This is a genomic window from Cupriavidus sp. 05T313, assembly GCF_056396665.1.
On record NZ_JBFTLX010000019.1, the window covers coordinates 1 to 19,726 of the forward strand.

The window sequence follows — 19,726 nt, forward strand, 5'->3', positions numbered from 1 at the left end:
GTTCGGTACTGCGGCGGTCCTGTGCCGAGGCGTGCCGCCGCACAAGGCCAYGCGCCACCAGGCCGTCCATCAGCCGGGTCATCTGGGTGCGCGTGGCGTCGAGCGTGATGCCAAGTTCGGACGGCAGGCTGGGCTGGCTGTCGTCGGTGGCGAGCATGCTGATCGCCAGGTATTGCTGCAGGTCCAGCCCGAACGGCGCCAGCGCCCGGTCGATGTGGCTGCGCAGCAGGCGCGCGGTGCGCATCAGGAGCCGGGAGGCCAGGATGAGGTCGCGCGGTGCTTCCGGATGGCTGGCACAGAAGCGGTCGATTCGGTCTTCGAACGACATGGTGGGGGAGTCGGGTGATGCCGGCGCAACAGAAACAGATTGCGCCCGGCTATTTAGTTACATACGTAACTATATCATATGAAACTAACCAGGGCGGCGACGTTCCTCAGCGCGCGAGCTGTCGCGACAGCCGCCGCAACGCTTGCCGCAGGCCCGCGAGTTCGCCGGAACGCAGCGCCGGGGCCTGGCGGCCGTAGCGCAGCCGGGTGTAGCGCTCGCTGAAATCCTGCACCGCTTGCGCGGCGGCAGGGAGGCGGCGCGCGGCCCGCGCGGCAAAATCCTGCGGTCCTTCCGCCGGCCCGCGCACGCACCCATGGCGTGCCAGGTCGCGACAGAAGCGGGCATACAAGGCTTGAACGGGATCGGCCTGGCGGCGCCTGAGCACAAGCGGCACGAGTACCAGCAAGCTCAGCGTCGCCAGCCCGGCCAGCAACGCCTGCGGCACGCTGTCGCCGATGCCGAGCTGCTGCATCAGGCGTGACTGCTGGCCGCGATCGTATTGCAGCACCCAGCGCTGCCAGGTGTAGACCATGCCGTCCATGCCCCAGCGCAGGTCGCGCAGCCAGCCGGGGTCCCGCACCGCACGCAGCGCTTCGATCTCGCTGGCCTCCAGCGCGGCGTCGATGCCGTGTTCGACACGGCTGGGCGCCACCGCGCTGGTGGGATCGACGCGCACCCAGCCGCGCCCCTCCAGCCAGATCTCCGCCCAGGCGTGGGCATCGGCCTGCCGTACGATGTAGTTGCCGCCGATCGGGTTGTACTCGCCGCCCTGGTAGCCGGTGATCACCCGCGCCGGCACACCGGCCGCGCGCATCAGGAAGACAAAGCTGCTGGCATAGTGCTCGCAGAATCCTCGCCGGGTATCGAACAGGAAGCTGTCGACCTGTTCGCGGCCAAGCGGCGCGGGCGACAGCGTATAGCTGAATGGTGCCGCGGCGAACAAGCGCAGTGCGGCCCGTGCCCGCTGCGCGGGATCCGCGTATTGCTCCGCCCATTCGGTGGCCAGCGCCCGGCTGCGCGGATTGCCGGGCGGTAGTGCCAGCGCCAGTTGTCGCGTCGGGAGATCGAGCGCCTGCGCCTTGGCCGGGGCCGAACGCGCGCGGTAGCGCAAGCGCCGGTCGATGGGATCGCTGGCGAAAAACTCGCCGTCGGCGTTGACTACCGCACCGGCACCCGGGTCGATCGCCTGGCCGCGGTCAAGCAGGAACAACCACTGGTGCTGATTGGGTTCGAGCGTGATGTTGTAGCTGATGCTGTTGCCAGCGGATGCCTTGCCTGCCATTTCGCCAAGGTCCCTGGCATAAGGCGGTGCCTCGTCGGTGGCCGGCAGGCCAGGTGCCGGCTGCGCGTGCCGCTGCCGCAAGGGCGCTGGCCGCCAGGTCTTGCCATCGAATTGCCACAGCACCAGCGCTCGCCAATACAGCGCGCTGGCGGGCAGCGGCTCCCCTTCCACGTCGGCGCGCAGCGCCACTTCTGTGGACTGCGTCAGCTGGCTCACGCTGCCCGGGCTCATGGTGTCGCTGATGCCGGTGGCGGCCACGGTCTCGGCTTGCGGCAGCCGCCACAGCGGGCGATCGAGGCGCGGGAACAAGACGAACAGCAGCAGCGCCCAGGGCAGGCCGATCAACACCAGGCGGCCGAGCAGCGGCCATGCCGCGAGATAGCCGCGGGCCTCGGGATGGCCCAGGAACAACCAGTTGCGCAGCAGCCAGGCGGCGATGGCAAGGCTATACAAGGCCAGCCAGAAAGGCTGGTCGAACAGGTACAGGCTCAGCAGCAGGTAAAAGCAGAGCTGGGTCACCAGCGTGGCGTCGGCCAGCACGCTGCTCTCCAGCAGCTTGAGCACGACGAAGGCGCCCAGCAGCGCCACCGACMGGTCGCGCCCCATGTTGCCGCCGGCTTGCCAGACCAAGGCGGCCGCGACCAGGATTACCAGCCCGGCGACGAGCGCGAGTATCAGGCGCGAGGGCAACGGCGCACGCTGGCGCCACAGCAGCCAGCGCCAGCTCATCAGCAACACCAGCAGGACGCTGATGGTGACGGGCAGGCTGCGTGCCTGCGGCGCGAGCACGAGCGCCAGCTGGCCCAGCAGCAAGCCATGCTCCTCGTGCGCGAGGGGGCGCGGYGACGGCTTCACGGCGTACCTTGCCCGGCCCGGTCCGGCCACAGCGCCAGGGCTTCGAGGCAGGCGCGGCGATGCGCGCCGCCGCGGCCGGGCGGAATTTCCACGCCGGGCAGGCGCAACCCGATCTCCATCGTATCGCCCGAGGCCAGCACCCAGGCGCACAGGCGCGAGAGCCGCGCTTCGGTGGCCAGTGCCGGCGGCAGTGCCTGCCAGTCCAGCCAGCACGCGGGCTGGCCGCCGGCCTGCCCGGTGCGGCTCAGCAAGCGGCCGGTGCGCGCGCTATGTTTCCAGGCGACGCGATGCAGCGGGTCGCCGCTGCGGTAGCGCCGCAACTGGTCTATGCCATCGTCCGACGGCAGGGACGCCACGCCATCGTCCCCGGGCTGCGCGGCGAACGGCAGCGGCGGCGCGCCGGCTTCTGGCTGCGGGTAGACCAACGCGACCAGCGGCAGGTCGGCATGACTCCATACGCGGAACAGGCCAAAAGGAAAACGGCTCGATAAGGTGACGCGCGGCAGCGCCAGCCAGCCGCGCCGGCCGGTGGGCAGATGCAGCGTGAGCAGGCCACTGGCATCCCGGGCCAGGCTCAGGCTTGCCGGCAGCGCCCCGGCCTGGGATGGCAGGCTTGCCTCGATGCCGATGCGTACCCGTGCGTCGGTGCCTGCAATGCCGGCGATCCGCAGGCTGAAGGCCGCGGGCTCGCCGGCAAACGCTGGCTCCGTGCCGGCGCCGGCGACTGTCATGTCGAGCAGGTTGCGGTAGGCGTGCCACATGCAGGCCATGCCGATGCCGCCGAGCAGGAAGGTGAGGGCGAAGCCCAGGCTGATGTTGTAGTTCAGCGAGGTCAGCAACATGGCCAGCAGCAACAGCGCGAAGCCCAGGCCGGCGCGGCCGGGCAGGATATACAAGTGGCGGCGATCGAGCGTCACCACGCCTTGCCGGGGCGGGCGCTGGCGCTGCAGCCAGGGTGGCGAGGCCCAGGCCCGGCGCTTGCGGGCAGGCGCGGCCGGGGTCGCCATGCGCGGCGATGAGAACGGCCGGCTGCGGGACATCGCGGATCAGGGAATGGCAACGTCGGACAGCAGGCGGGCGAGCGCCTCCTGTCCACCGCCGGCGGCGCCGGCCGGCAGCAGCCGGTGGCCGGCCACCGGCGCGAAGACCGCTTGTATGTCCTCGGGCAGCACCATATCGCGCTGGTGCAGCAGTGCCCAGGCGCGGGCACAGCCCAGCAGCGCCAGGCCCGCCCTGGGCGACAGCCCGGCGGCAAAGGCAGCGTTCGCGCGCGTGGCCTGCACCAGGGCCAGTGCATAGTCCACCAGGGCAGGGCTGGCATAGACCTGGGCCGCGGCTTGCTGCAGCGCGCCCACCTGCTCGGCATCCATCACGGGCGTACCGGCCGCGGGTGTCGCCCCGCCGAGGTAGAGCACGCGCTCGAAGGCCGGATCGGGATAGCCCAGCGACAAGCGCATGGTAAAGCGGTCGAGCTGGGATTCGGGCAGGGCGTGGGTGCCGATCTGGTCCAGCGGGTTTTGCGTGGCGATGACGAAGAACGGGGACGGCAGGGCATGGGTGACGCCGTCGTGGGTGACCTGCCCTTCCGCCATCGCCTCCAGCAAGGCGCTCTGCGTCTTCGGCGGGGCACGGTTGATCTCGTCGGCCAGCACCACCTGCGCGAACACAGGGCCCCGATGGAAGCGGAACTCGGCGCTGTCGCGCACGAAGACGGACACGCCGATCAGGTCGGCCGGCAGCAGGTCGCTGGTGAACTGCACGCGCTGGAACTGCAGGCCGAGCGTGCGCGCCAGCGCATGCGCCAGCGTTGTCTTGCCCACGCCGGGCAGGTCCTCCAGCAGCAGGTGGCCACGCGCCAGCATGCAGGCCAGCGCCAGCCGGATCTGCCTGGGCTTGCCCAGGACGATGCGGCCAAGCTGGGCTTCCGCCTCGGAGAGCGATGCGACGATGCGTGGGCGAGCTGTCACTTGAGGCCTTGCGGGTCGGAAGGAGGACCCGGCCATTGTAGCGGCGCGTGTGTATCGGGGAACAGTCTGTTTGCGCACGCAGCACATGCCGGGCGCGCCGGATTGCCCGGCTTCTGGCATTATCGAAGCTGTCGGCCCTGCCAACCCCACATCCCCTGCAATGAACTCCCCGCTTGCTGTACCGCCGGGCGCCGCTTCCACGGCGGTTTCCACGGTTTCCACCGCTTCGGCCATCGCCCCGACCGCCGCTGAATTGAACGAACTCAACCGAGTCTTCCACGCCGACGGGTATATCGTGCTGCGCGGCTTCGCCCCGCCGCAGGTCTGCGACCGGATCGAGCAGGTAACGCGCGAGCAACTGGCCGCGGCGGTCCCGCCTGTGGAGTACGAAGCCGAACTGGGTTATCCCGGCGCACCCGCCAGCCGCGAAGCCGCGGGCGGCGGCACGGTGCGGCGCTTGCGCCAGGCTTACGGGCGCGACGAGGTGTTTCGCCAATGGGCGGTCGACCCCGCGGTAACGAAGGTCGTGGCGACCCTGCTGGGCGAGCCGCCGCTCCTGACGCTGGCGCATCACAACTGCGTGATGACCAAGCATCCGCACTATGGCAGCCAGACCGGCTGGCATCGCGATACCCGTTACTGGTCGTTTGCCAGCCCGGAACTGGTGACGGTGTGGCTGGCGCTGGGCCGGGAGGACGAGAGCAACGGCGTGTTGCGCGTCATTCCAGGCTCGCACACGGTTGCCCTCGAACCGGGCCAGCTCGATGCGGCGGAATTCCTGATCGAATCGCATCCGGGCAGCCAGGCCCTGCTGCGTGGCGTGCGGCCCCTTGCCCTGGAGCGCGGGGACGTATTGTTCTTCGATAGCCGGCTATTTCACAGCGCGGGGCAGAATCTCTCGGAGGCGGTCAAGCTGTCGGCCGCCTTTGCGTATTTCGGTGCCGGCAACCATCCGCTGCCGGGCACGCGTTCGGCCGAATTCGGCAGCATTGCGCTGCCCATGCCCGCGGCAAGCTAACCGGCATCCACCATGCTGGCTCGTCGCGGGCCAGCGCCCTGGCCGGCCTGTGGGCGATGCCGCAATGCCGGGCGCATCAGGTGCGCAGGCCGACCAGGTTGGAGATCTTCTCGGACGCGGCCAGCAGTGGCGGCAGGAAGTTGCCGGCCATCTCGTCGGCGCTGGTGCGGTTGGCCTGGCCACTGATATTGATGGCGGCGATGACCTGGCCGCCGCGGCTGCGGATCGGCGCGGCCAGCGACACCAGCCCTTCTTCCAGCTCCTGGTCGTTCTGCGCCCAGCCGCGCGCGCGGATGCCGGCGATGATGGCCTTGAGCGTTTCGATGTCGGTGACGGTCCGGCTGGTACGGGCGCGCAGGTCGGTGGCGCGCAGCACGCGGTCCAGCTCCGCATCCGGCAGGCCCGCCAGCAGCACGCGGCCCATCGACGAGCAATAGGCCGGGAGCCGGCTGCCGATGGACAGGTTGATGGTCATGATCTTGCGCGCGGGCACCCGCAACACATAGACGATTTCGGTCCCATCCAGCACGGAGATCGAGCAGCTTTCATGCACTTCCTGCGACAGCGCTTCCATGATCGGCTCGGCCAGGTTCCAGAATGGCATCGAGGTCAGGTAGGCGAAACCGAGGTCGAGGATCTTCGGCGTCAGGCGGAACAGGCGGCCGTCGGCGCGCACATAACCCAGGCCCACCAGGGTCAGCAAGATGCGGCGCGCGCCGGCGCGGGTCAGGCCACTGGCCTGCGCGATCTCGCTGAGGGTCTGGGCCGGGTGTTGGGCGTCGAAGGCGCGGATCACCGAGAGGCCGCGTGCAAAGGACTGCACATAGGTATCGCTCGGCTTCTCCGTGCCCGCGGCGGCGGGCTCCACGGAAGCATCCGTGGCCGGGTTGTCGGGATTGTCGGGAGCGGCAGGGCTGGCCATCGGTCAGTTCGGCGGGTTGCCGAATACGCACGGAAAGGCCGAAAGGGTAGAGGAAATGCGCGCAGTACGCCAGTGGCGCATGGCCGGGGCGCCGCCGCCACGGTGAGAACCGGCGCAGGCGTCCCGGCTGCCGCATAATGTCGCGCGTTTGGGCAACATTGCTTGTAAAGGAAACATCGTCCGGTGAACGAGACAATCCAGTGGAATGATTGGGAGGCCTTCTGCTGCGTGGTGGAGCAGGGCACCTTCACTGCCGCCGCGGAGCAGCTGGACTGCCCCAAATCCCGGGTCTCGGCGGCCGTCGCACGGCTCGAGCTGGCGATCGGCTCCAAGTTGCTCCAGCGCACCACGCGGCGCATGCGCCTGACCGATGCCGGCAGCGCGGTGTATCGCGACGTGGCTCCGCTGTTCGCGCGGCTGCGCGAGATCCGCCAGGAAACGCTGGCGCGCGAGGAACGCGTGCAAGGGGTGCTGCGCATCGCCGCGCCCTACGAGTTTGGCGCGCACCAGCTTGGCGGCGTTATCTGCCGTACGCTGGCGGCCCACCCGGCGCTCGATGTGAAGGTGGAGATCACACAAGGCATGGTCGATCCCATCCGCGATGGGTTCGATGTGGCCTTTGTGGCGGTGGATGCCGATCTTCCTGATTCAGGGACGGTGGCGCGGCGTATCTATCACGTCGAGCGGGGACTATTCGCGGCGCCGGCGCTGGCCGCTGGCCTGCACCCGCAGTTGCTGCCAGAAGACCTGGCAAACCTGCCCACCCTGACCACACCCGGCGATGACATGTGGGAGTTCATGCGCGAGGGCGAGCGCGTGGCGGTGCCGATCCGGCCGCGCATGCAGACCGCCAACGCCGAACTCCGGCTCCAGGGCGCGCTGGCCGGCCTCGGCATCGCCCGCTTGTCGCTGATCTATTGCGAAGCGGAGGTGGCCCAGGGGCGCCTGGTCAAGGTATTGCCGGACTATCCGCCACCGCCGCTGCGGATCTTCGCCTTGCTGCCGGACCGCCGGTTGCAGCCGCGCAAGGTGCGCGTGTTCATGGAAGCGGTGGAAGCCATGATGGCATCCGGATTGCTGGGTAGCGGAAACKACGCAGCCGCGCCCGGCCCGTGAAGGCGGCGCGGCTGCGGGGTCATGCGCAAGGGGCGGCTGGCAGGCCGGCCCGTTGGCGCCTGGCTAGGCTGTGGCCACTTCTTGACGACTACGGTTGATAGGCCACAACTGCTGTCTCTTCCATCCCAGGTGAATGCCGGGGCGCAATCAGGCGCCGTCGCTGAAGCTGCTGCGGGCTTCGTTCGTGCCGCGGGCGCCGTCGGTGTACGGGTCACGCGGGCCGTTGTGGGCACCATCCGTGAACGGGTCGCGGCGGCCGTTGTGGGCGCCATCGGTGAACGGATCGCGCGGACCGGTGCGGGCGCCGTCGGTGAACGCGTCCACCGTGCGGCCGATGCTGCCGTCGAGGCGGGCGAGGTCGGAAACCGGCGAGTTGGCGTGCGCGGAGGCGGCAGCCATCGACAAGCCGATGGCGCAGAGGAGGGTAACGGCGAGGGTGCGGGGCTGTGTGAGAGTCTTCATGATGCTGCTTTTTCCTTCTGGCATGTCGTGGTGTGTTCCACGTTGCACGTACTGTAGGCGGCCTTCTGCCCAGGAAAAAGAGCTAATCCTCAAAACACTGTTCGTCAGTCTGGATAATCCCGCCCGGATTTTTGGCCTGGACGGCCATCCGCACCCGCGCCGGCTTGAGTCAGAGACCGAAACGTGCGCCAAACAGCCCTGCGCCAAGCCGGGCAATGATCATCAGCAGGATCTGCGCGATCACGAAAAGGACCAGCGGCGAGATGTCAAAGCCGCCCAGGCGCGGCACCACGCGGCGGATCGGACGCAGCAGCGGTTCCGTCAGGTGGTTGATGGCAGGCGTGACCGGCGAATGCGGATTGACCCAGGAAAGGATCGCCATCAGCAGCGTGACCCACATCACCATGCTGATGCCCCACTTCAATACGTTGAGAACGGCAATCAGCAGGACCAGCGGCAGGTAGGGCGCGAGGTCGCCTCCGGAAAGCAGCAGCACGAGCAGCAGGAACACCAGGGCGGTCAGCCAGGCGCCGATCAGGGTCGCCCAGTCGATGCCGCCAAGGCCCGGAATGACCCGGCGCAATGGCCTGACCAGCCAGTCGGTAACCTGGAATACGCCTTGCGAGACGGGGTTGCGCGTGGGTAGCCGTGCCCATTGCATCCACAGGCGCAGCAGTAGCGCCATGCCGAACAGGGTGAAGACGGTATCGAGCAGGAAAAGGGCGATTTCCGTGAACATCGGTTTCGGTTCCGGTGGCAGTAGTGATGTCGGCAGTCAGGAGTGTCTGCGGACGCACAGATTCTGCCATACCCGCACAGGCGGCGGTCGAAACCGGAGCCTGCCTTTGTCAACTGGCTAACGCCGATGAGTCGGGGGACCGCCGGAGGCAGCCCCTATAATGAGCGTCGAGCCAAGTTCCCCCAGCGTCCGCACGCTGCCCCGCCATGACCCGCCAGCCTGCCGCATCCCGATCCCTGCTCGACAAGCAGGACTTCGAAGCCCTCTCCGATTTCCGCTACCAGTTGCGGCGTTTCCTGCGGTTTTCCGAAGATGCCGCGCACAACGAAGGCCTGACCGTGCAGCAGTACCTGCTGATGCTGCATATCCGTGGCTGCGCCGGCAAGGACTGGGCTTCGATCGGCGAACTGGCGGAGCGCCTGCAAGCCAAGCAGCACGGCGTGGTGGCGCTGGTCAACCGCTGCGAGGCAGCCGGCCTGGTCAAGCGCAAGGCCAATCCGGATGACCGCCGGATCGTGGAAGTCCATTTGCTCGCCAAGGGCGAGCGTTTCCTGAACCGGCTGGCCATGCTGCACCGGAGCGAACTCGAATCGCTGCGCGGCACCTTCCGCGTAGCGCGCCTTACGGCCTTCAACGACGATGGCGCGGAGCGCGCCTGAGCCGTCGTGAAGCAGGCGGCCCGGGTTTTTCGACCCAAACCGCATGCGCCGTTACAGGCAGTTACCATTCACAAGGCTCGGTGACACCCGAGGCGGCCCCGCGGCCCTAGACTCGCGCGCATTCCCACTCGCGATATCCGCAGGAGCTACAAATGCCTTTCCCCTCTTTCCCCCTTCGTACCAGCGCGCTCGCCCTGCTTGCCGCGGGCGCCCTGGCCGGTTGCGTGACCGCGCCATATGGCGGCGGGTATGGTGGCTACGGGAGCTATGGCAACTCCGGCGCGTATGGCAGCAGCACGCAGGCAAGCGGCGGCTATCCCGTTGCCTATCCGCAGCAGGGCTACTCGCAACCGGCCTACCCGCAGCCGGAATATCCGCAGGCCGGCTACCCGCAGCAGGCGCCGGTGCAGGAGAGCTACCCGCAGCAAGGTTATCCCCAGCAGTCCTATCCGCAAGCGGGCTACCCGCAGGCTAATACGGCCCAGGGCGCCTACGGCAGCGATGCCTATGGCGTGCGCTACGGCAACGTCGAATACATCGAGATGTTGCCCGGGCAGGCGCCGGCAGGCGGCGTCGCCGGCGCGCTGATCGGTGGCGTCGTCGGCGGCCTGCTTGGCCACCAGGTGGGAGGCGGCCGTGGCAATACGGTGGCGACCATTGGCGGCGCGGTGGCCGGTGCCCTGGCTGGCAACGAGGTCGAGAAGCGTACTACTACGGCGCCGCCCGCGTACCGCATCCGGGTACGCACCACCGACAACGGCTATCTCACGCTGACGCAGTCGACGCCCTACAACCTGCGCAACGGCGACCGGGTCAAGGTGCAGAACGGCGTGGCGATGCCCTACTGAAGGCGTGGCTGCCGGGTCTTCCATTGCGTAAGGGGTTCCCAGGTGGCGTAGCCGGTGCCGTGCACCCGCTACGCCACATGGCGCGATCTGTCCCACACCAGGGCGCACAGCTCCTGGCTCAGGCGCCGAACAAGCTGGCGTAGTCTTCCCGCAGTTGCCGTTTGAGCAGCTTGCCGGCGGTGTTGCGCGGCAGGTCCGCCACGAACACGATGCGTTTGGGCACCTTGAACGGTGCGAGCGCGGCGCGGGCATGGGCGAGCATCCCCTCCTCATCCGCGCCCGCGCCGCGCTTGAGCACGACGCAGGCCGCCACCGCTTCCACCCACTTGGGATGCGGCAGCGCGAAGACGGCCACTTCGGCCACGCCTTCATGCTGGTACAGGCACTCTTCGACTTCCCGGCTCGATACGAGCACGCCGCCGGAATTGATCACGTCCTTGATGCGGTCAACCACGTACAGATAGCCCGCCTCGTCCATATAGCCAAGATCGCCGGAGTGGAACCAGCCGCCGCTGAAGGCTTCAGCGGTCTGTCCCGGCTTGTCCCAGTATTCGGTAAGCAACTGCGGCGAGCGGTGCACGATCTCCCCGAGCTCGCCGGGTTTGGCATCCTGCATCTTCTCATCGACGATGCGGGTTTCCACGTTGAGCACGGGCCGGCCTGCCGAGGCAGGGCGTTCCCGGTGCGCTTCCGGCCCGAGCACCGTGGCCAGCGGCCCGATCTCGCTCTGCCCGTAGCAGTTGTAGAAGCCCAGCGCCGGCAGGCGCTCCCGCAGCTCCAGCAACACCGGTAGCGGCATGATCGACGCCCCGTAGTAAGCCTTGGTCAGCGAGGTCAGCTCGCGCGGATCGAAGTCCTGGTGGCGCAGCAGCGCGATCCATACGGTAGGCGGCGCAAAGAAGCTGGTGATGCCGGCCTCGCGCACAGTGCGCAGGCAAAAACCCGGCTCGGGGCTCTGCGCCAGCAAGATGGTGCCGCCCATCAGCAGCAGCGGCATCAGGAAGACATGCATCTGCGCGGAATGGTATAGGGGCAGCGCGGCCAGCGAATAGTCTTCCGGCTTGATATCGCACGTTGCAATCGCGCTCATGTACTCGGCCAGCAAGGCGCGATGAGTCATCAGCGCGCCCTTGGGCGCCGACGTGGTGCCGGATGTATACAGGATCTGCGCCGGCATGGCCTCATCTAGCGTGGCAAGAATATCCGCGCCGGGGCCCTGGGCGGCGGCGAGCACATCGCGCGGGCCACCGCCATGCAGGCTGCCCAGCAGGGGGCAAGGCAGGCCGTCGACTTGCGCGGCCAGCGCCGGATCGGCGAACAGCGCGCTGGCGCCGGACTGGTTGACGATGTACTCCACTTCCCCGCGCGTCATCGAGAAATTCACCGGCACATGGATCAGCCCGGCACGCAGGCAGCCCAGCCACAGCAGCACATAGGCATCCGAGTTCTTGCCAAAAGCCGCCACCCGGTCGCCGGGGCGCAGGCCCCACCGTTGCAGCGCCGCGCCCACGCTGGCCGCCGCGGCCTCAAGCTCACGGTAGCTCCAGCTGCGCTCGCCGAAGCGCAGGGCGATCTTGTCGGGACTGCGCCTTACCGCACGGGCGAGGGCATCGGGGACGGTGTTGCGCAGGACGCGTTGCTGCTCTGACTGCATGGTGGTCTCCGTTCTGTTTTTTTTAGGGTCCAGCAAGTCTTGAGCCGATGCCGCAGCGGGTCATGGGTCGATCATGCACGGATCAGTACCGATGGCGGGCGATGATGCGCGATGGCTGCGGCGTTGGCGCTCGGGAGCCAGGATACGGGCGGGGCGCCCGCGGTGCAAGGCACCCGGGCGAGGGGGACGCTGGGGGAGGCGCTGCGCCGCAGCTTGTGCAGCGCAGCGATGCGGCGGACGGGCTTACAGCGCGCCGGCGAGGAAGGTCAGTGCGCGGCCATGTGCCAGCGCGGCAGAGGGCTGGTGATAGGAACCACGCGCCCAGCAGTTGAAGCCGTGATCGGCCTGGGCATAGACGTGGATCTCCGCGCGCGGATTGCCGGCCACCGCGGCGCGCACCTGCTCGACAGCCTCCGCCGGGATGTGCGCGTCGAGCGCGCCATAGTGGAACTGCACCGGCACCTTGATGCTGGCGGCTTCCTTCAGGTTGTTCTGGATGCCGCCACCGTAATACGGGACCGCCGCGTCGACCAGGCCGCGCGCGGCGCTCAGGTAGGACAGCAGGCCGCCGAAGCAGTAGCCGACCGCCGCAATCTTCGCACCCGCGCCGAGCTGGGCGCGCAGCGCCTTGGCGGTAGCGGCGATATCCTTCACCGCCAGTTCCACGTCGGTCTTCTGGCGCAGTTCCATGGCGCTTGCCCAGTCATCGCCGGAGTAGCCCAGTTCCACGCGCGGCGCGTGGCGCCAGAATACATCGGGCGCCAGCACCACATAGCCGTCGAGCGCGTACTGGTCCGCTACCGCGCGAATATGCTCATTGACGCCGAAGATTTCCTGTACAAGCACGATGCCCGGCGCGCTGGCGGCCTTGCCGGCGGGGGGCAGGGCCAGGTAGGCATCGAAGGCGCCGCCTTCGGTTTCGACACGGATCCATTGGCTGTTGTCGGGCATGGTGGCTTGCTCCATCGGTGTTGGGTTTGAGGAATGAAAAGGTAACGCGGGGATAAGACGGCGGTAAGGCAGTGACGGGACGTAAATCCGGCAAACCGCAAGTGTGCCACTGTCCGGCCAGACGTGCCGGGCGTGCAGCAACCCGTGCCGCCACGCCGCCGTGGCGGGCGCGCGCTTGCCACGCGCCCGCCACTTCCCTGCCGCGTCGGCGCCGGATCAGCTCGCAGGGTGAACGCCAGGCAGGAACTCGATTCCGGTGCGCTTCACCAGTTCGCCATAGGAGATCGGCTTGCCGGGCCGCGCGGCGTCTGAATTCTCGATCCAGTGCGCCCAGGCCCGGTTCGTCGACGGGTCATAGACCAGCTTGTAGAGATACGTCGGGACCCAGACTTTCCCGCTGCCGATCGTGCGCACGTTCCCGTCGAATACCGGGCCCGTAATGACATAGACATCGCCGGTCGCGCGCATCGCATACTTGCGCGTGGCCTTTTCGATGGAGGCCCACGCCTTGCGGTTGTTCTGGCTGTATTGCGGCACGACGTTAGCCAGCGTGAACGATTGCGCCATGGCCTGCGCGGTCGGCTGATCGGCAGCAGGCGACATGTGTCCCCGGTCCAGTCCTTCATTGCCCTTGTAGTCGTCCAGCTCTGCCCGCTCCGAGCGCGGCAGGCGCGCATCGGAGAAGAAACGGTTGGTTCGCTCTTCGTCCTTGGCATCCATCAACTGCGCGCGCGACAGGCGCTCGGCAACAAAAAGCGGTGTCTTGCTGCGGCCGGAGTGCATGACCGCGAATGCGTCGTAGCACAGCGCACGCAGCTTGAGTTCCGGCGAACCCGGCGCCTTGGGTGCTGCCTGTTGCGCGAAGAATTGAGGGCACTCGGAAAAGCCACCGGAAGCGCTGGCCAGGCCGGAGGTCAGGCACAGAGCCAGCGAGAGGAAAAGCTTCTTCATTCGGGAACGGAATCCTTAAAGATCAGGGTGAACACCGCAGGCGTGCGCCGTGCCGGCGTTCATCACAGTTAAGCCCGCGCAAGGCGACCGCATGGACGCGAGGGCAGGCCGTGCGGCGCCCGGACAGTGGCTCGGTCCGGGCCGCGGGCGTCGGGCATTCTGCCAGACCGGGGCGCAATGAGCGAGGGAGATAGCGCAGGGCGTCAATGAGAGGGATCTCATCTCGCACGGCAGCAGCTTTTATAATCGCGCTTTGCATAATCATCAGACGCCCTCACTTCCACGGCGCATATCACCATGCTTAACCGGCTGGAAATGCTTAGGATCTTCTGCGCGGCGGCGGAGTCGGCTTCGTTCAAGGCAGCCGCCACCCGGCTGGGCACGTCCCCGCAAACCGTGACGCGCGCGGTCAAGGACCTTGAGGAAGCCGTGGGCGAACCGCTGTTCCACCGCAATACGCGTCAGATCCGCATCACTGCCGCCGGTGAGCGGCTGGCCGAGCGCGCGCGCTCGGCATTGCTTGATGTGGACAGCTTGTTCGCGCATCCGGCCGGCCGCTCGGACACCGAGCTCAAGGGCACTGTGCGGATTACCGCGCCCAGCACGCTCGGCCGGCTGCACTTGCTGGCGGCGCTGCGGCAGGTGGCGCTGGCGCATCCGGGCATCACGCTCGATATCCGGCTCTCGGACCAGATTGCCGATGTGGTCGACGACGAAATCGATATCGGCCTGCGCCTTGGCATGTTCCGCGACGGAAACCGAGATGGAGGCGATCCTCTCCGGACTCGCTTACGGCCAGTTGCCCGACTACCTCGCGCAGCCCCACCTGCGCTCGGGCCGCCTGGTCAGCGTGCTGGACCGGCATGCACCGGCACCGTGGGGCTTGTATATCTATCGCTCGCGCCGCAGCCCGGTGCCGATGCGCATCCGGCTGGTATTCGACGCGCTGGTGGCCTACTTCACTGGCAGCGCCGCCGTGGCGCCCTGAGCTACCGTTCTCTCGCTCGCCGGCGAGAGGCCGGCGGCAGCTATCCGTGGAGATAATTCCATCCGGTGGAATACTGAAATCAAAACATTTCCATTTTTGTTGATGCCGTCAGCCAACATAATCGTCTCGTCGGCAGGCAAACCGCCTGCGCACGGATACGGAGTGGATGATGAGCACAAATATCGCAGGCAAGGTCGTTGTCATTACTGGCGCCAGCAGTGGACTGGGCGAAGCCACCGCGCGCCACCTGGGCGCCGCCGGCGCCTCGCTGGTGCTGGCCGCGCGGCGCGGCGATCGTCTGGAGACGCTGGCCGCGGAGATCCGCGCCAAGGGCGGCAAGGCCGAGGTGGCGATCGCCGATGTGAGCCGGCGTGCCGATGTCGAAGCCCTGGTGCAGAAGGCGGTCGACAGCTATGGCCGGGTCGATGTCATGATCAACAATGCCGGCCTCATGGCCATCGCCCCCATGAGCGAGACAAAGGTCGAGGAATGGGAGCGCATGATCGACATCAACATCAAGGGCGTGCTGTACGGCATCGCCGCCGCGCTGCCGGTGTTCCAGAAGCAGGGCGCCGGGCACTTCATCAATATTGCCTCGGTCGCGGGCGTAAAGGTGTTCAGCCCGGGCGGCACGGTGTACAGCGGCACCAAGTTCGCGGTGCGCGCCATCTCGGAAGGCTTGCGCCATGAAGCCGGTGGCGCCATCCGCACCACGGTGATCTCGCCGGGCGCGGTGGACTCAGAGCTCAAGCTGGGCAGCAGCCACGCGGAGAGTGCGAAGACGGTGGGCGAGTTCTACCGGCAGGCCATCCCGGCGGACTCGGTGGCACGCGCGATCGCCTACGCGATCGAACAGCCGGCCGACGTGGATATCAACGAAATCGTGTTGCGTCCTGCCGTGCAGGAATTCTGAGCAAGGTGGCAGGCAGCACGCGCTCCCGCGCATCAGGCGGCGCGCGGCGTCGTCTTTCGGGACCGCATGGCCGATGGCCGCACCTGTTGCAGCGCGCGCAGGCTCTGGATGGCGTCCTCAATGGCCTCGATACCTTGCGTGAGGCGGTCGCGGGCCTGGCCCAGCGCGGTCTGGGTCTCGGCGTCGAAGATGGCAAGGTGATCCAGCGAGTCGACCTCGGCCTGCAACTGGCCGACCAGTCGCCTTAACTGTGCGGTACTGTGTGAAGCGGTGGAGCGGATTGCCATTGCGGTCTCCGGAAAGGCAGGGCGCACATTCGTAAGGTAGAACGTATGCGCGGGAAAGGACAAACACTTTCTCGGCGCATGCATGCGTTTTACGCATTTGGCAACACATCGCAACGGGCAACGCGATGGCATGATCCTTGCCGGCGCAAACACCGAGCCCCGGCCGCACCGTCTCAGAAAATCTGCCGCATGCCAAGCATGACACCGAACCGCGTCGTGCCGGCGGACGCAGTCACGGGGCTGCCGCCCCAGTACTCCGTCTCGCGTCCCGCGGCCCCGCCGCGCGCCCTGACCGCATCGACTTCCAGGAACAGACTGGTTCGCTTGGAGAACGCGTAGTCCGCCACGGCGGCCACGGCATCCGCCGATCCTCCCCCGAGCCACTGGGAGGTGGCCTGGAACTGCGTGGTGACGCCGCCGCCTTGCTGGTAGCGATAGTACGCGGCCGACAGGTGCAAGGCCGGCATGGCCTGATGCCCGAGTCCGGCAAAGTAGATGCCGAAGCGCGCGGCGCCGGCATCCTCGTGGCGGCCCATATGCCCCAGGTAGAGGGTGGTCTTGCCGACGGCGTACGAGCCGCCCGCCGACCAGTTGCGGATGGTGCCGGCCCCGTCCGCCGTGCGCCGCTGGTCGTACGACAGGCCAAGCGCGAGCGGTCCCTTCTGGTACATGGCGCCGCCCCCGAGGGTCTGGCCTTTGCCGGCGCTGCCGGGCTGCTCGCCAAAGCCGTAGTCCAGTTGCACCGTCACCGGCCCCAGCGTGCCCTTGTAGACCACGCTGTTGTTGATGCGGTAGTCCTGGAAGAAGATATCGCCGCCGAGGTACAAGGGGTCCGACCAGAAATTGCCCCAGCCCTGGTCCAGCGGATTGAAGCTCCAGCCCACGTTGTTCAGGGCGTTGTACTGCCGGCCGAAGGTGAGGCTGCCCCAGGCGCCAGCCAGGCCGACATAGGCCTGGCGGCCGAACAGCGCGTTGTACGCGGTCTGGCCGTTGTCGATGCCGAAGCCGTTTTCCAGCAGGAACACCGCCTTGTTGCCGCTACCCAGGTCGTTCTCGCCCTTCAGGCCCCAGCGGCTGCCGCCGATGCCGCTCGCCACCAGTTCCGCCTGGTCGTGATGCAGGCCATCGATATTGCTGGTGTAGCGCACCGCGGTGCTGACCACGCCGTACAGGTTGACGCTGGATTGCGCGTGGCTACCGCCGGCGGCGGGCAGCAGCGCCCCCGCAAGCAGCCAGCGCAGGGCTGTCTTGTGCATTGATGTCTCCTCYGGTCTGTGGGATAGCCAGGTGGGCGGGTGCCGTCCCCGGATTGGCCGCTGCTTACAGGTCGAGCACGATCCGCTGTCCCCTGGCCCGGGAAACGCAGATCATCATGGTCTTCTGTGCGGCCTTTTCGGCGTTGCTCAGGTACTGGTCGCAGTGCTGCGCCTCGCCTTCGAGAATGCGCGTCTCGCAGGTGCCGCACACGCCTTCGCGGCACAGGCAGTCGACGCTTGCCGCGTTCTCGCGCTCGATGGCCTTGAGAATGGTTTCGCCGCTGGCCACCTCCACGGTCCTGCCGGATTTCGCCAGCACTACCGAGAAGGCGCCGCCGCCTTGGGGCGCCGCGGCGAACTGCTCCCAGTGCACGCGCTCCCTGGGAACGCCGTGCGCCGCCGCCGCGTCCTGCACGGCTTCGATCAGCGGCTGCGGCCCGCATACATAGACATGCGCGCCGTCCTGCAGCCTGCCCAGCAGCGTGCCGAGGTCGAGTTTCTGCCCCAGGCTGTCGGCGTAGAAGCGGAAGCGGCCGCTGTCCGGCGCGGCGGCGAGCTCGTCGCGAAAGGCGCCATGCTCCGGGCTGCGAAAGGCGTAGTGCAGCTCGTAGTCCGCGCCGCGCCGCCGCAGTTCGTGCAACTGCGACATGAACGGCGTAATGCCGATGCCGCCGGCGATCAGGACGTGGCGCCGCGCCTCCTCGCGCAAGCCGAACAGGTTGTTCGGCGTGGTGATCGTCAGCGTATCGCCGGCGCGTACCTTGTCATGCAGGAAGGCGGAGCCGCCCTTGGATCGCTCCTCGCGCCGGACACCGATCTGGTAGCAACTGCGGTCCTCGGGCGAGTTCATCAGCGAGTACGCATTGCTGTAGCGCTGGCCGCTGTCTTCCATCTGCACGATCACATGGCCGCCGCCGGAGAAGCCCGGCATGGGGCCGCCTTCCGGAAGCGCCATCGTGAAGCGCTTGATCTGTGGCGTGACGTCTTCGATGCGGGTGACGGTGACGCGCATCGACTGGTAGGGGTTGCCCATGCTGCTTCCTTCTTTCTTCAGGCTTGGTATCACTCTCGTGCGTGGCTTACAGCGCCATGCAGAGGTATTTCTTTTCCAGGTAGTCGTCGATGCCGTAGCGCGAGCCTTCGCGGCCCAGGCCAGACTGCTTCACGCCGCCAAACGGTGAGACTTCGTTGGAGATCATGCCGGTGTTGATGCCGACCATGCCGTACTCGAGCTGTTCGGCGACACGCCAGACGCGGCCGATGTCGCGGCTGTAGAAGTAGGCGGCCAGGCCATAGATGGTGTCGTTCGCCATGCGCACCACATCCTCCTCGCACGAGAAGCGCACGACCGGCGACACCGGCCCGAAGATTTCCTCGTCGAGCACGCGCATGCCGGGCTTGACCCCGGTCAGGACGGTGGGCGCGAAGAACTGCTCGCCGGCGGCGTGCGGCTGGCCGCCGATGCGCAACTGCGCGCCCTTGGCGACGGCGTCGTCGACCAGCTCGCTGACCTTGGCCACCGCCGTGGGCGTGATCAGCGGACCGATCTCGCTGCCGGCGTCGAAGCCGTTGCCCACGCGCAGTTCGGCCACCTTGCTGGTGAACAGGTCGACGAAACGGTCGTACACCGCGTCATGCACGTACAGCCGGTTCACGCACACGCAGGTCTGCCCGGCATTGCGGTACTTCGCCTGCAGGGCGCCTTCGACGGCCGCTTCCACGTCGGCATCGTCGAACACAATGAAGGGTGCATTGCCGCCCAGCTCCAGCGACACTTTCTTGATGGTGCCGGCGCATTGCGCCATCAGCAGGCGGCCCACCGGCGTCGAGCCGGTGAACGACAGCTTGCGCACCAGCGGATGGCTGGTGAACTGCTTGCCGATGGCGACTGCGTCGCCGGTGACGATATTGAGCACGCCCGCCGGAATGCCGGCCCGCAGGGCCAGTTCGGCCAGCGCGAGCGCCGTGAACGGCGTCTCGTTGGCGGGCTTCACCACCATGGTGCAGCCGGCGGCGAGGGCCGGCGCCGCCTTGCGAGTGATCATTGCCGCGGGGAAGTTCCAGGGCGTGATGGCCGTGCAGACGCCGATTGGCTCCTGCACTACCAGCAGCCGCTTGTCCGCCGTGGGCGAGGGGATCACGTCGCCGTAGAGGCGCTTGGCTTCCTCGGCGAACCACTCGATGAACGAGGCGGCATAGCGCACCTCGCCCAGTGCTTCCTGCAGGGGCTTGCCTTGCTCGTGCGTCATCAGCACGGCCAGGTCTTGCTCGTGCTGCAAGATCAGTTCGAACCATTTGCGCAGCAGGCCGGCGCGCTCCTTGGCGGTGCGCTGCTTCCAGGCCGGCAGCGCGGCGTTGGCCGCCTCGATGGCGGCGACGGTTTCCGCCTCGCCCATCCGCGGCACGGTACCGACCTGTTCGCCCAGGGCCGGATCGAACACCGCCACGGTGTCGCCGGAGGCGGCGTCGCACCAGCGGCCATCGATGCAGGCCTGTTGCCGGAACAGCGTGTTGTCGTTGCGTTTCATGC

Annotated in this window: 19 protein-coding genes and 1 pseudogene; 6 read left to right on the forward strand and 14 right to left on the reverse strand. The window is 67.6% G+C overall.

Features of this window, described 5'->3' with window-relative positions; translation table 11 throughout:
- The 4 genes from AC1DKD_RS07050 to AC1DKD_RS07065 form a co-directional block, all read right to left on the reverse strand.
- Window positions 1-328 (reverse strand): MarR family winged helix-turn-helix transcriptional regulator (locus AC1DKD_RS07050; protein WP_477143127.1); only part of this gene is annotated, 328 nt, incomplete at its 3' end.
- Between the two features lie 106 nt (window positions 329-434).
- The gene (locus AC1DKD_RS07055; protein WP_477143128.1) at window positions 435-2,465 is read right to left on the reverse strand and encodes a transglutaminase TgpA family protein; all 2,031 of its coding nucleotides are present in this window, start codon (window positions 2,463-2,465) and stop codon (window positions 435-437) included.
- Complete coding sequence (locus AC1DKD_RS07060; protein ID WP_441631865.1) at window positions 2,462-3,505, reverse strand: DUF58 domain-containing protein; 1,044 nt, start codon at window positions 3,503-3,505, stop codon at window positions 2,462-2,464. The genes AC1DKD_RS07055 and AC1DKD_RS07060 overlap by 4 nt, the downstream gene beginning before the upstream one ends.
- A gap of 6 nt (window positions 3,506-3,511) precedes the next feature.
- Window positions 3,512-4,432 (reverse strand): AAA family ATPase, encoded by a 921-nt coding sequence (locus AC1DKD_RS07065; protein WP_441631867.1) that lies wholly within the window; start codon window positions 4,430-4,432, stop codon window positions 3,512-3,514.
- Between the two features lie 160 nt (window positions 4,433-4,592).
- Here AC1DKD_RS07065 and AC1DKD_RS07070 point away from each other — a divergent pair, with 160 nt between their 5' ends.
- Window positions 4,593-5,450, forward strand: coding sequence for a phytanoyl-CoA dioxygenase family protein (locus AC1DKD_RS07070; RefSeq protein ID WP_441631869.1), 858 nt, complete (start codon window positions 4,593-4,595; stop codon window positions 5,448-5,450).
- A gap of 76 nt (window positions 5,451-5,526) precedes the next feature.
- Here the strand turns inward: AC1DKD_RS07070 and AC1DKD_RS07075 are convergent, their stop codons facing one another.
- On the reverse strand, window positions 5,527-6,372 hold the full coding sequence (locus AC1DKD_RS07075) for an IclR family transcriptional regulator (RefSeq protein ID WP_441631871.1): 846 nt from the start codon (window positions 6,370-6,372) through the stop codon (window positions 5,527-5,529).
- Window positions 6,373-6,555: 183 nt separating this feature from the next.
- On the opposite strand from AC1DKD_RS07075, the gene AC1DKD_RS07080 reads away from it, so the two are divergent.
- A complete protein-coding gene (locus tag AC1DKD_RS07080; RefSeq protein ID WP_477143129.1) occupies window positions 6,556-7,488 on the forward strand; it encodes a LysR family transcriptional regulator in 933 nt (310 codons plus the stop codon).
- A gap of 147 nt (window positions 7,489-7,635) precedes the next feature.
- Here AC1DKD_RS07080 and AC1DKD_RS07085 read toward each other — a convergent pair whose 3' ends face one another.
- The gene (locus AC1DKD_RS07085; protein WP_441631875.1) at window positions 7,636-7,950 is read right to left on the reverse strand and encodes a hypothetical protein; all 315 of its coding nucleotides are present in this window, start codon (window positions 7,948-7,950) and stop codon (window positions 7,636-7,638) included.
- 169 nt (window positions 7,951-8,119) lie between these two features.
- Window positions 8,120-8,689, reverse strand: a complete 570-nt coding sequence (locus tag AC1DKD_RS07090; RefSeq protein WP_276288986.1) for a YggT family protein — start codon at window positions 8,687-8,689, stop codon at window positions 8,120-8,122.
- A gap of 206 nt (window positions 8,690-8,895) precedes the next feature.
- Between AC1DKD_RS07090 and AC1DKD_RS07095 the strand changes: the two genes are divergently transcribed.
- Complete coding sequence (locus tag AC1DKD_RS07095) at window positions 8,896-9,348, forward strand: MarR family winged helix-turn-helix transcriptional regulator (protein WP_045235510.1); 453 nt, start codon at window positions 8,896-8,898, stop codon at window positions 9,346-9,348.
- A 152-nt stretch (window positions 9,349-9,500) separates the two neighbouring features.
- The gene (locus AC1DKD_RS07100) at window positions 9,501-10,196 is read left to right on the forward strand and encodes a glycine zipper 2TM domain-containing protein (protein WP_441631877.1); all 696 of its coding nucleotides are present in this window, start codon (window positions 9,501-9,503) and stop codon (window positions 10,194-10,196) included.
- A gap of 118 nt (window positions 10,197-10,314) precedes the next feature.
- Here AC1DKD_RS07100 and AC1DKD_RS07105 read toward each other — a convergent pair whose 3' ends face one another.
- The 3 genes from AC1DKD_RS07105 to AC1DKD_RS07115 form a co-directional block, all read right to left on the reverse strand.
- The gene (locus tag AC1DKD_RS07105) at window positions 10,315-11,850 is read right to left on the reverse strand and encodes an acyl-CoA synthetase (protein ID WP_441631879.1); all 1,536 of its coding nucleotides are present in this window, start codon (window positions 11,848-11,850) and stop codon (window positions 10,315-10,317) included.
- A 243-nt stretch (window positions 11,851-12,093) separates the two neighbouring features.
- Window positions 12,094-12,801, reverse strand: a complete 708-nt coding sequence (locus AC1DKD_RS07110) for a dienelactone hydrolase family protein (RefSeq protein WP_441631881.1) — start codon at window positions 12,799-12,801, stop codon at window positions 12,094-12,096.
- Window positions 12,802-13,017: 216 nt separating this feature from the next.
- The gene (locus AC1DKD_RS07115) at window positions 13,018-13,752 is read right to left on the reverse strand and encodes a DNA/RNA non-specific endonuclease (protein ID WP_441631883.1); all 735 of its coding nucleotides are present in this window, start codon (window positions 13,750-13,752) and stop codon (window positions 13,018-13,020) included.
- Window positions 13,753-14,049: 297 nt separating this feature from the next.
- Between AC1DKD_RS07115 and AC1DKD_RS07120 the strand changes: the two are divergent.
- Together AC1DKD_RS07120 and AC1DKD_RS07125 are read left to right on the forward strand one after the other, a co-directional pair.
- A pseudogene (locus tag AC1DKD_RS07120) lies at window positions 14,050-14,740 on the forward strand (LysR family transcriptional regulator).
- A gap of 169 nt (window positions 14,741-14,909) precedes the next feature.
- Window positions 14,910-15,653 (forward strand): SDR family oxidoreductase, encoded by a 744-nt coding sequence (locus AC1DKD_RS07125; protein WP_441631925.1) that lies wholly within the window; start codon window positions 14,910-14,912, stop codon window positions 15,651-15,653.
- Between the two features lie 32 nt (window positions 15,654-15,685).
- On the opposite strand, the gene AC1DKD_RS07130 is transcribed toward AC1DKD_RS07125, so the two are convergent.
- The 4 genes from AC1DKD_RS07130 to AC1DKD_RS07145 all read right to left on the reverse strand — a co-directional run bounded on the left by AC1DKD_RS07130 (window position 15,686) and on the right by AC1DKD_RS07145 (window position 19,724).
- Window positions 15,686-15,940: a hypothetical protein gene (locus AC1DKD_RS07130; protein ID WP_441631887.1), complete on the reverse strand. Its 255-nt coding sequence runs from the start codon at window positions 15,938-15,940 to the stop codon at window positions 15,686-15,688.
- 173 nt (window positions 15,941-16,113) lie between these two features.
- Window positions 16,114-17,196, reverse strand: a complete 1,083-nt coding sequence (locus AC1DKD_RS07135; protein WP_441631889.1) for a porin — start codon at window positions 17,194-17,196, stop codon at window positions 16,114-16,116.
- A gap of 64 nt (window positions 17,197-17,260) precedes the next feature.
- On the reverse strand, window positions 17,261-18,229 hold the full coding sequence (locus AC1DKD_RS07140; RefSeq protein WP_441631891.1) for a PDR/VanB family oxidoreductase: 969 nt from the start codon (window positions 18,227-18,229) through the stop codon (window positions 17,261-17,263).
- A 46-nt stretch (window positions 18,230-18,275) separates the two neighbouring features.
- Window positions 18,276-19,724, reverse strand: a complete 1,449-nt coding sequence (locus AC1DKD_RS07145; RefSeq protein ID WP_441631893.1) for an NAD-dependent succinate-semialdehyde dehydrogenase — start codon at window positions 19,722-19,724, stop codon at window positions 18,276-18,278.
- Between the last annotated feature and the right edge of the window lie 2 nt (window positions 19,725-19,726).

What these genes read in the sequence shown, in the direction of transcription:
- AC1DKD_RS07060 (WP_441631865.1), bottom strand. Translation starts at nt 3,505, where the DNA reads ATGTCCCGCAGCCGGCCGTTCTCATCGCCGCGCATGGCGACCCCGGCC.
- AC1DKD_RS07070 (WP_441631869.1), top strand. Translation starts at nt 4,593, where the DNA reads ATGAACTCCCCGCTTGCTGTACCGCCGGGCGCCGCTTCCACGGCGGTT.
- AC1DKD_RS07075 (WP_441631871.1), bottom strand. Translation starts at nt 6,372, where the DNA reads ATGGCCAGCCCTGCCGCTCCCGACAATCCCGACAACCCGGCCACGGAT.
- AC1DKD_RS07085 (WP_441631875.1), bottom strand. Translation starts at nt 7,950, where the DNA reads ATGAAGACTCTCACACAGCCCCGCACCCTCGCCGTTACCCTCCTCTGC.
- AC1DKD_RS07090 (WP_276288986.1), bottom strand. Translation starts at nt 8,689, where the DNA reads ATGTTCACGGAAATCGCCCTTTTCCTGCTCGATACCGTCTTCACCCTG.
- AC1DKD_RS07095 (WP_045235510.1), top strand. Translation starts at nt 8,896, where the DNA reads ATGACCCGCCAGCCTGCCGCATCCCGATCCCTGCTCGACAAGCAGGAC.
- AC1DKD_RS07100 (WP_441631877.1), top strand. Translation starts at nt 9,501, where the DNA reads ATGCCTTTCCCCTCTTTCCCCCTTCGTACCAGCGCGCTCGCCCTGCTT.
- AC1DKD_RS07105 (WP_441631879.1), bottom strand. Translation starts at nt 11,850, where the DNA reads ATGCAGTCAGAGCAGCAACGCGTCCTGCGCAACACCGTCCCCGATGCC.
- AC1DKD_RS07110 (WP_441631881.1), bottom strand. Translation starts at nt 12,801, where the DNA reads ATGCCCGACAACAGCCAATGGATCCGTGTCGAAACCGAAGGCGGCGCC.
- AC1DKD_RS07115 (WP_441631883.1), bottom strand. Translation starts at nt 13,752, where the DNA reads ATGAAGAAGCTTTTCCTCTCGCTGGCTCTGTGCCTGACCTCCGGCCTG.
- AC1DKD_RS07125 (WP_441631925.1), top strand. Translation starts at nt 14,910, where the DNA reads ATGAGCACAAATATCGCAGGCAAGGTCGTTGTCATTACTGGCGCCAGC.
- AC1DKD_RS07130 (WP_441631887.1), bottom strand. Translation starts at nt 15,940, where the DNA reads ATGGCAATCCGCTCCACCGCTTCACACAGTACCGCACAGTTAAGGCGA.
- AC1DKD_RS07135 (WP_441631889.1), bottom strand. Translation starts at nt 17,196, where the DNA reads ATGCACAAGACAGCCCTGCGCTGGCTGCTTGCGGGGGCGCTGCTGCCC.
- AC1DKD_RS07140 (WP_441631891.1), bottom strand. Translation starts at nt 18,229, where the DNA reads ATGGGCAACCCCTACCAGTCGATGCGCGTCACCGTCACCCGCATCGAA.
- AC1DKD_RS07145 (WP_441631893.1), bottom strand. Translation starts at nt 19,724, where the DNA reads ATGAAACGCAACGACAACACGCTGTTCCGGCAACAGGCCTGCATCGAT.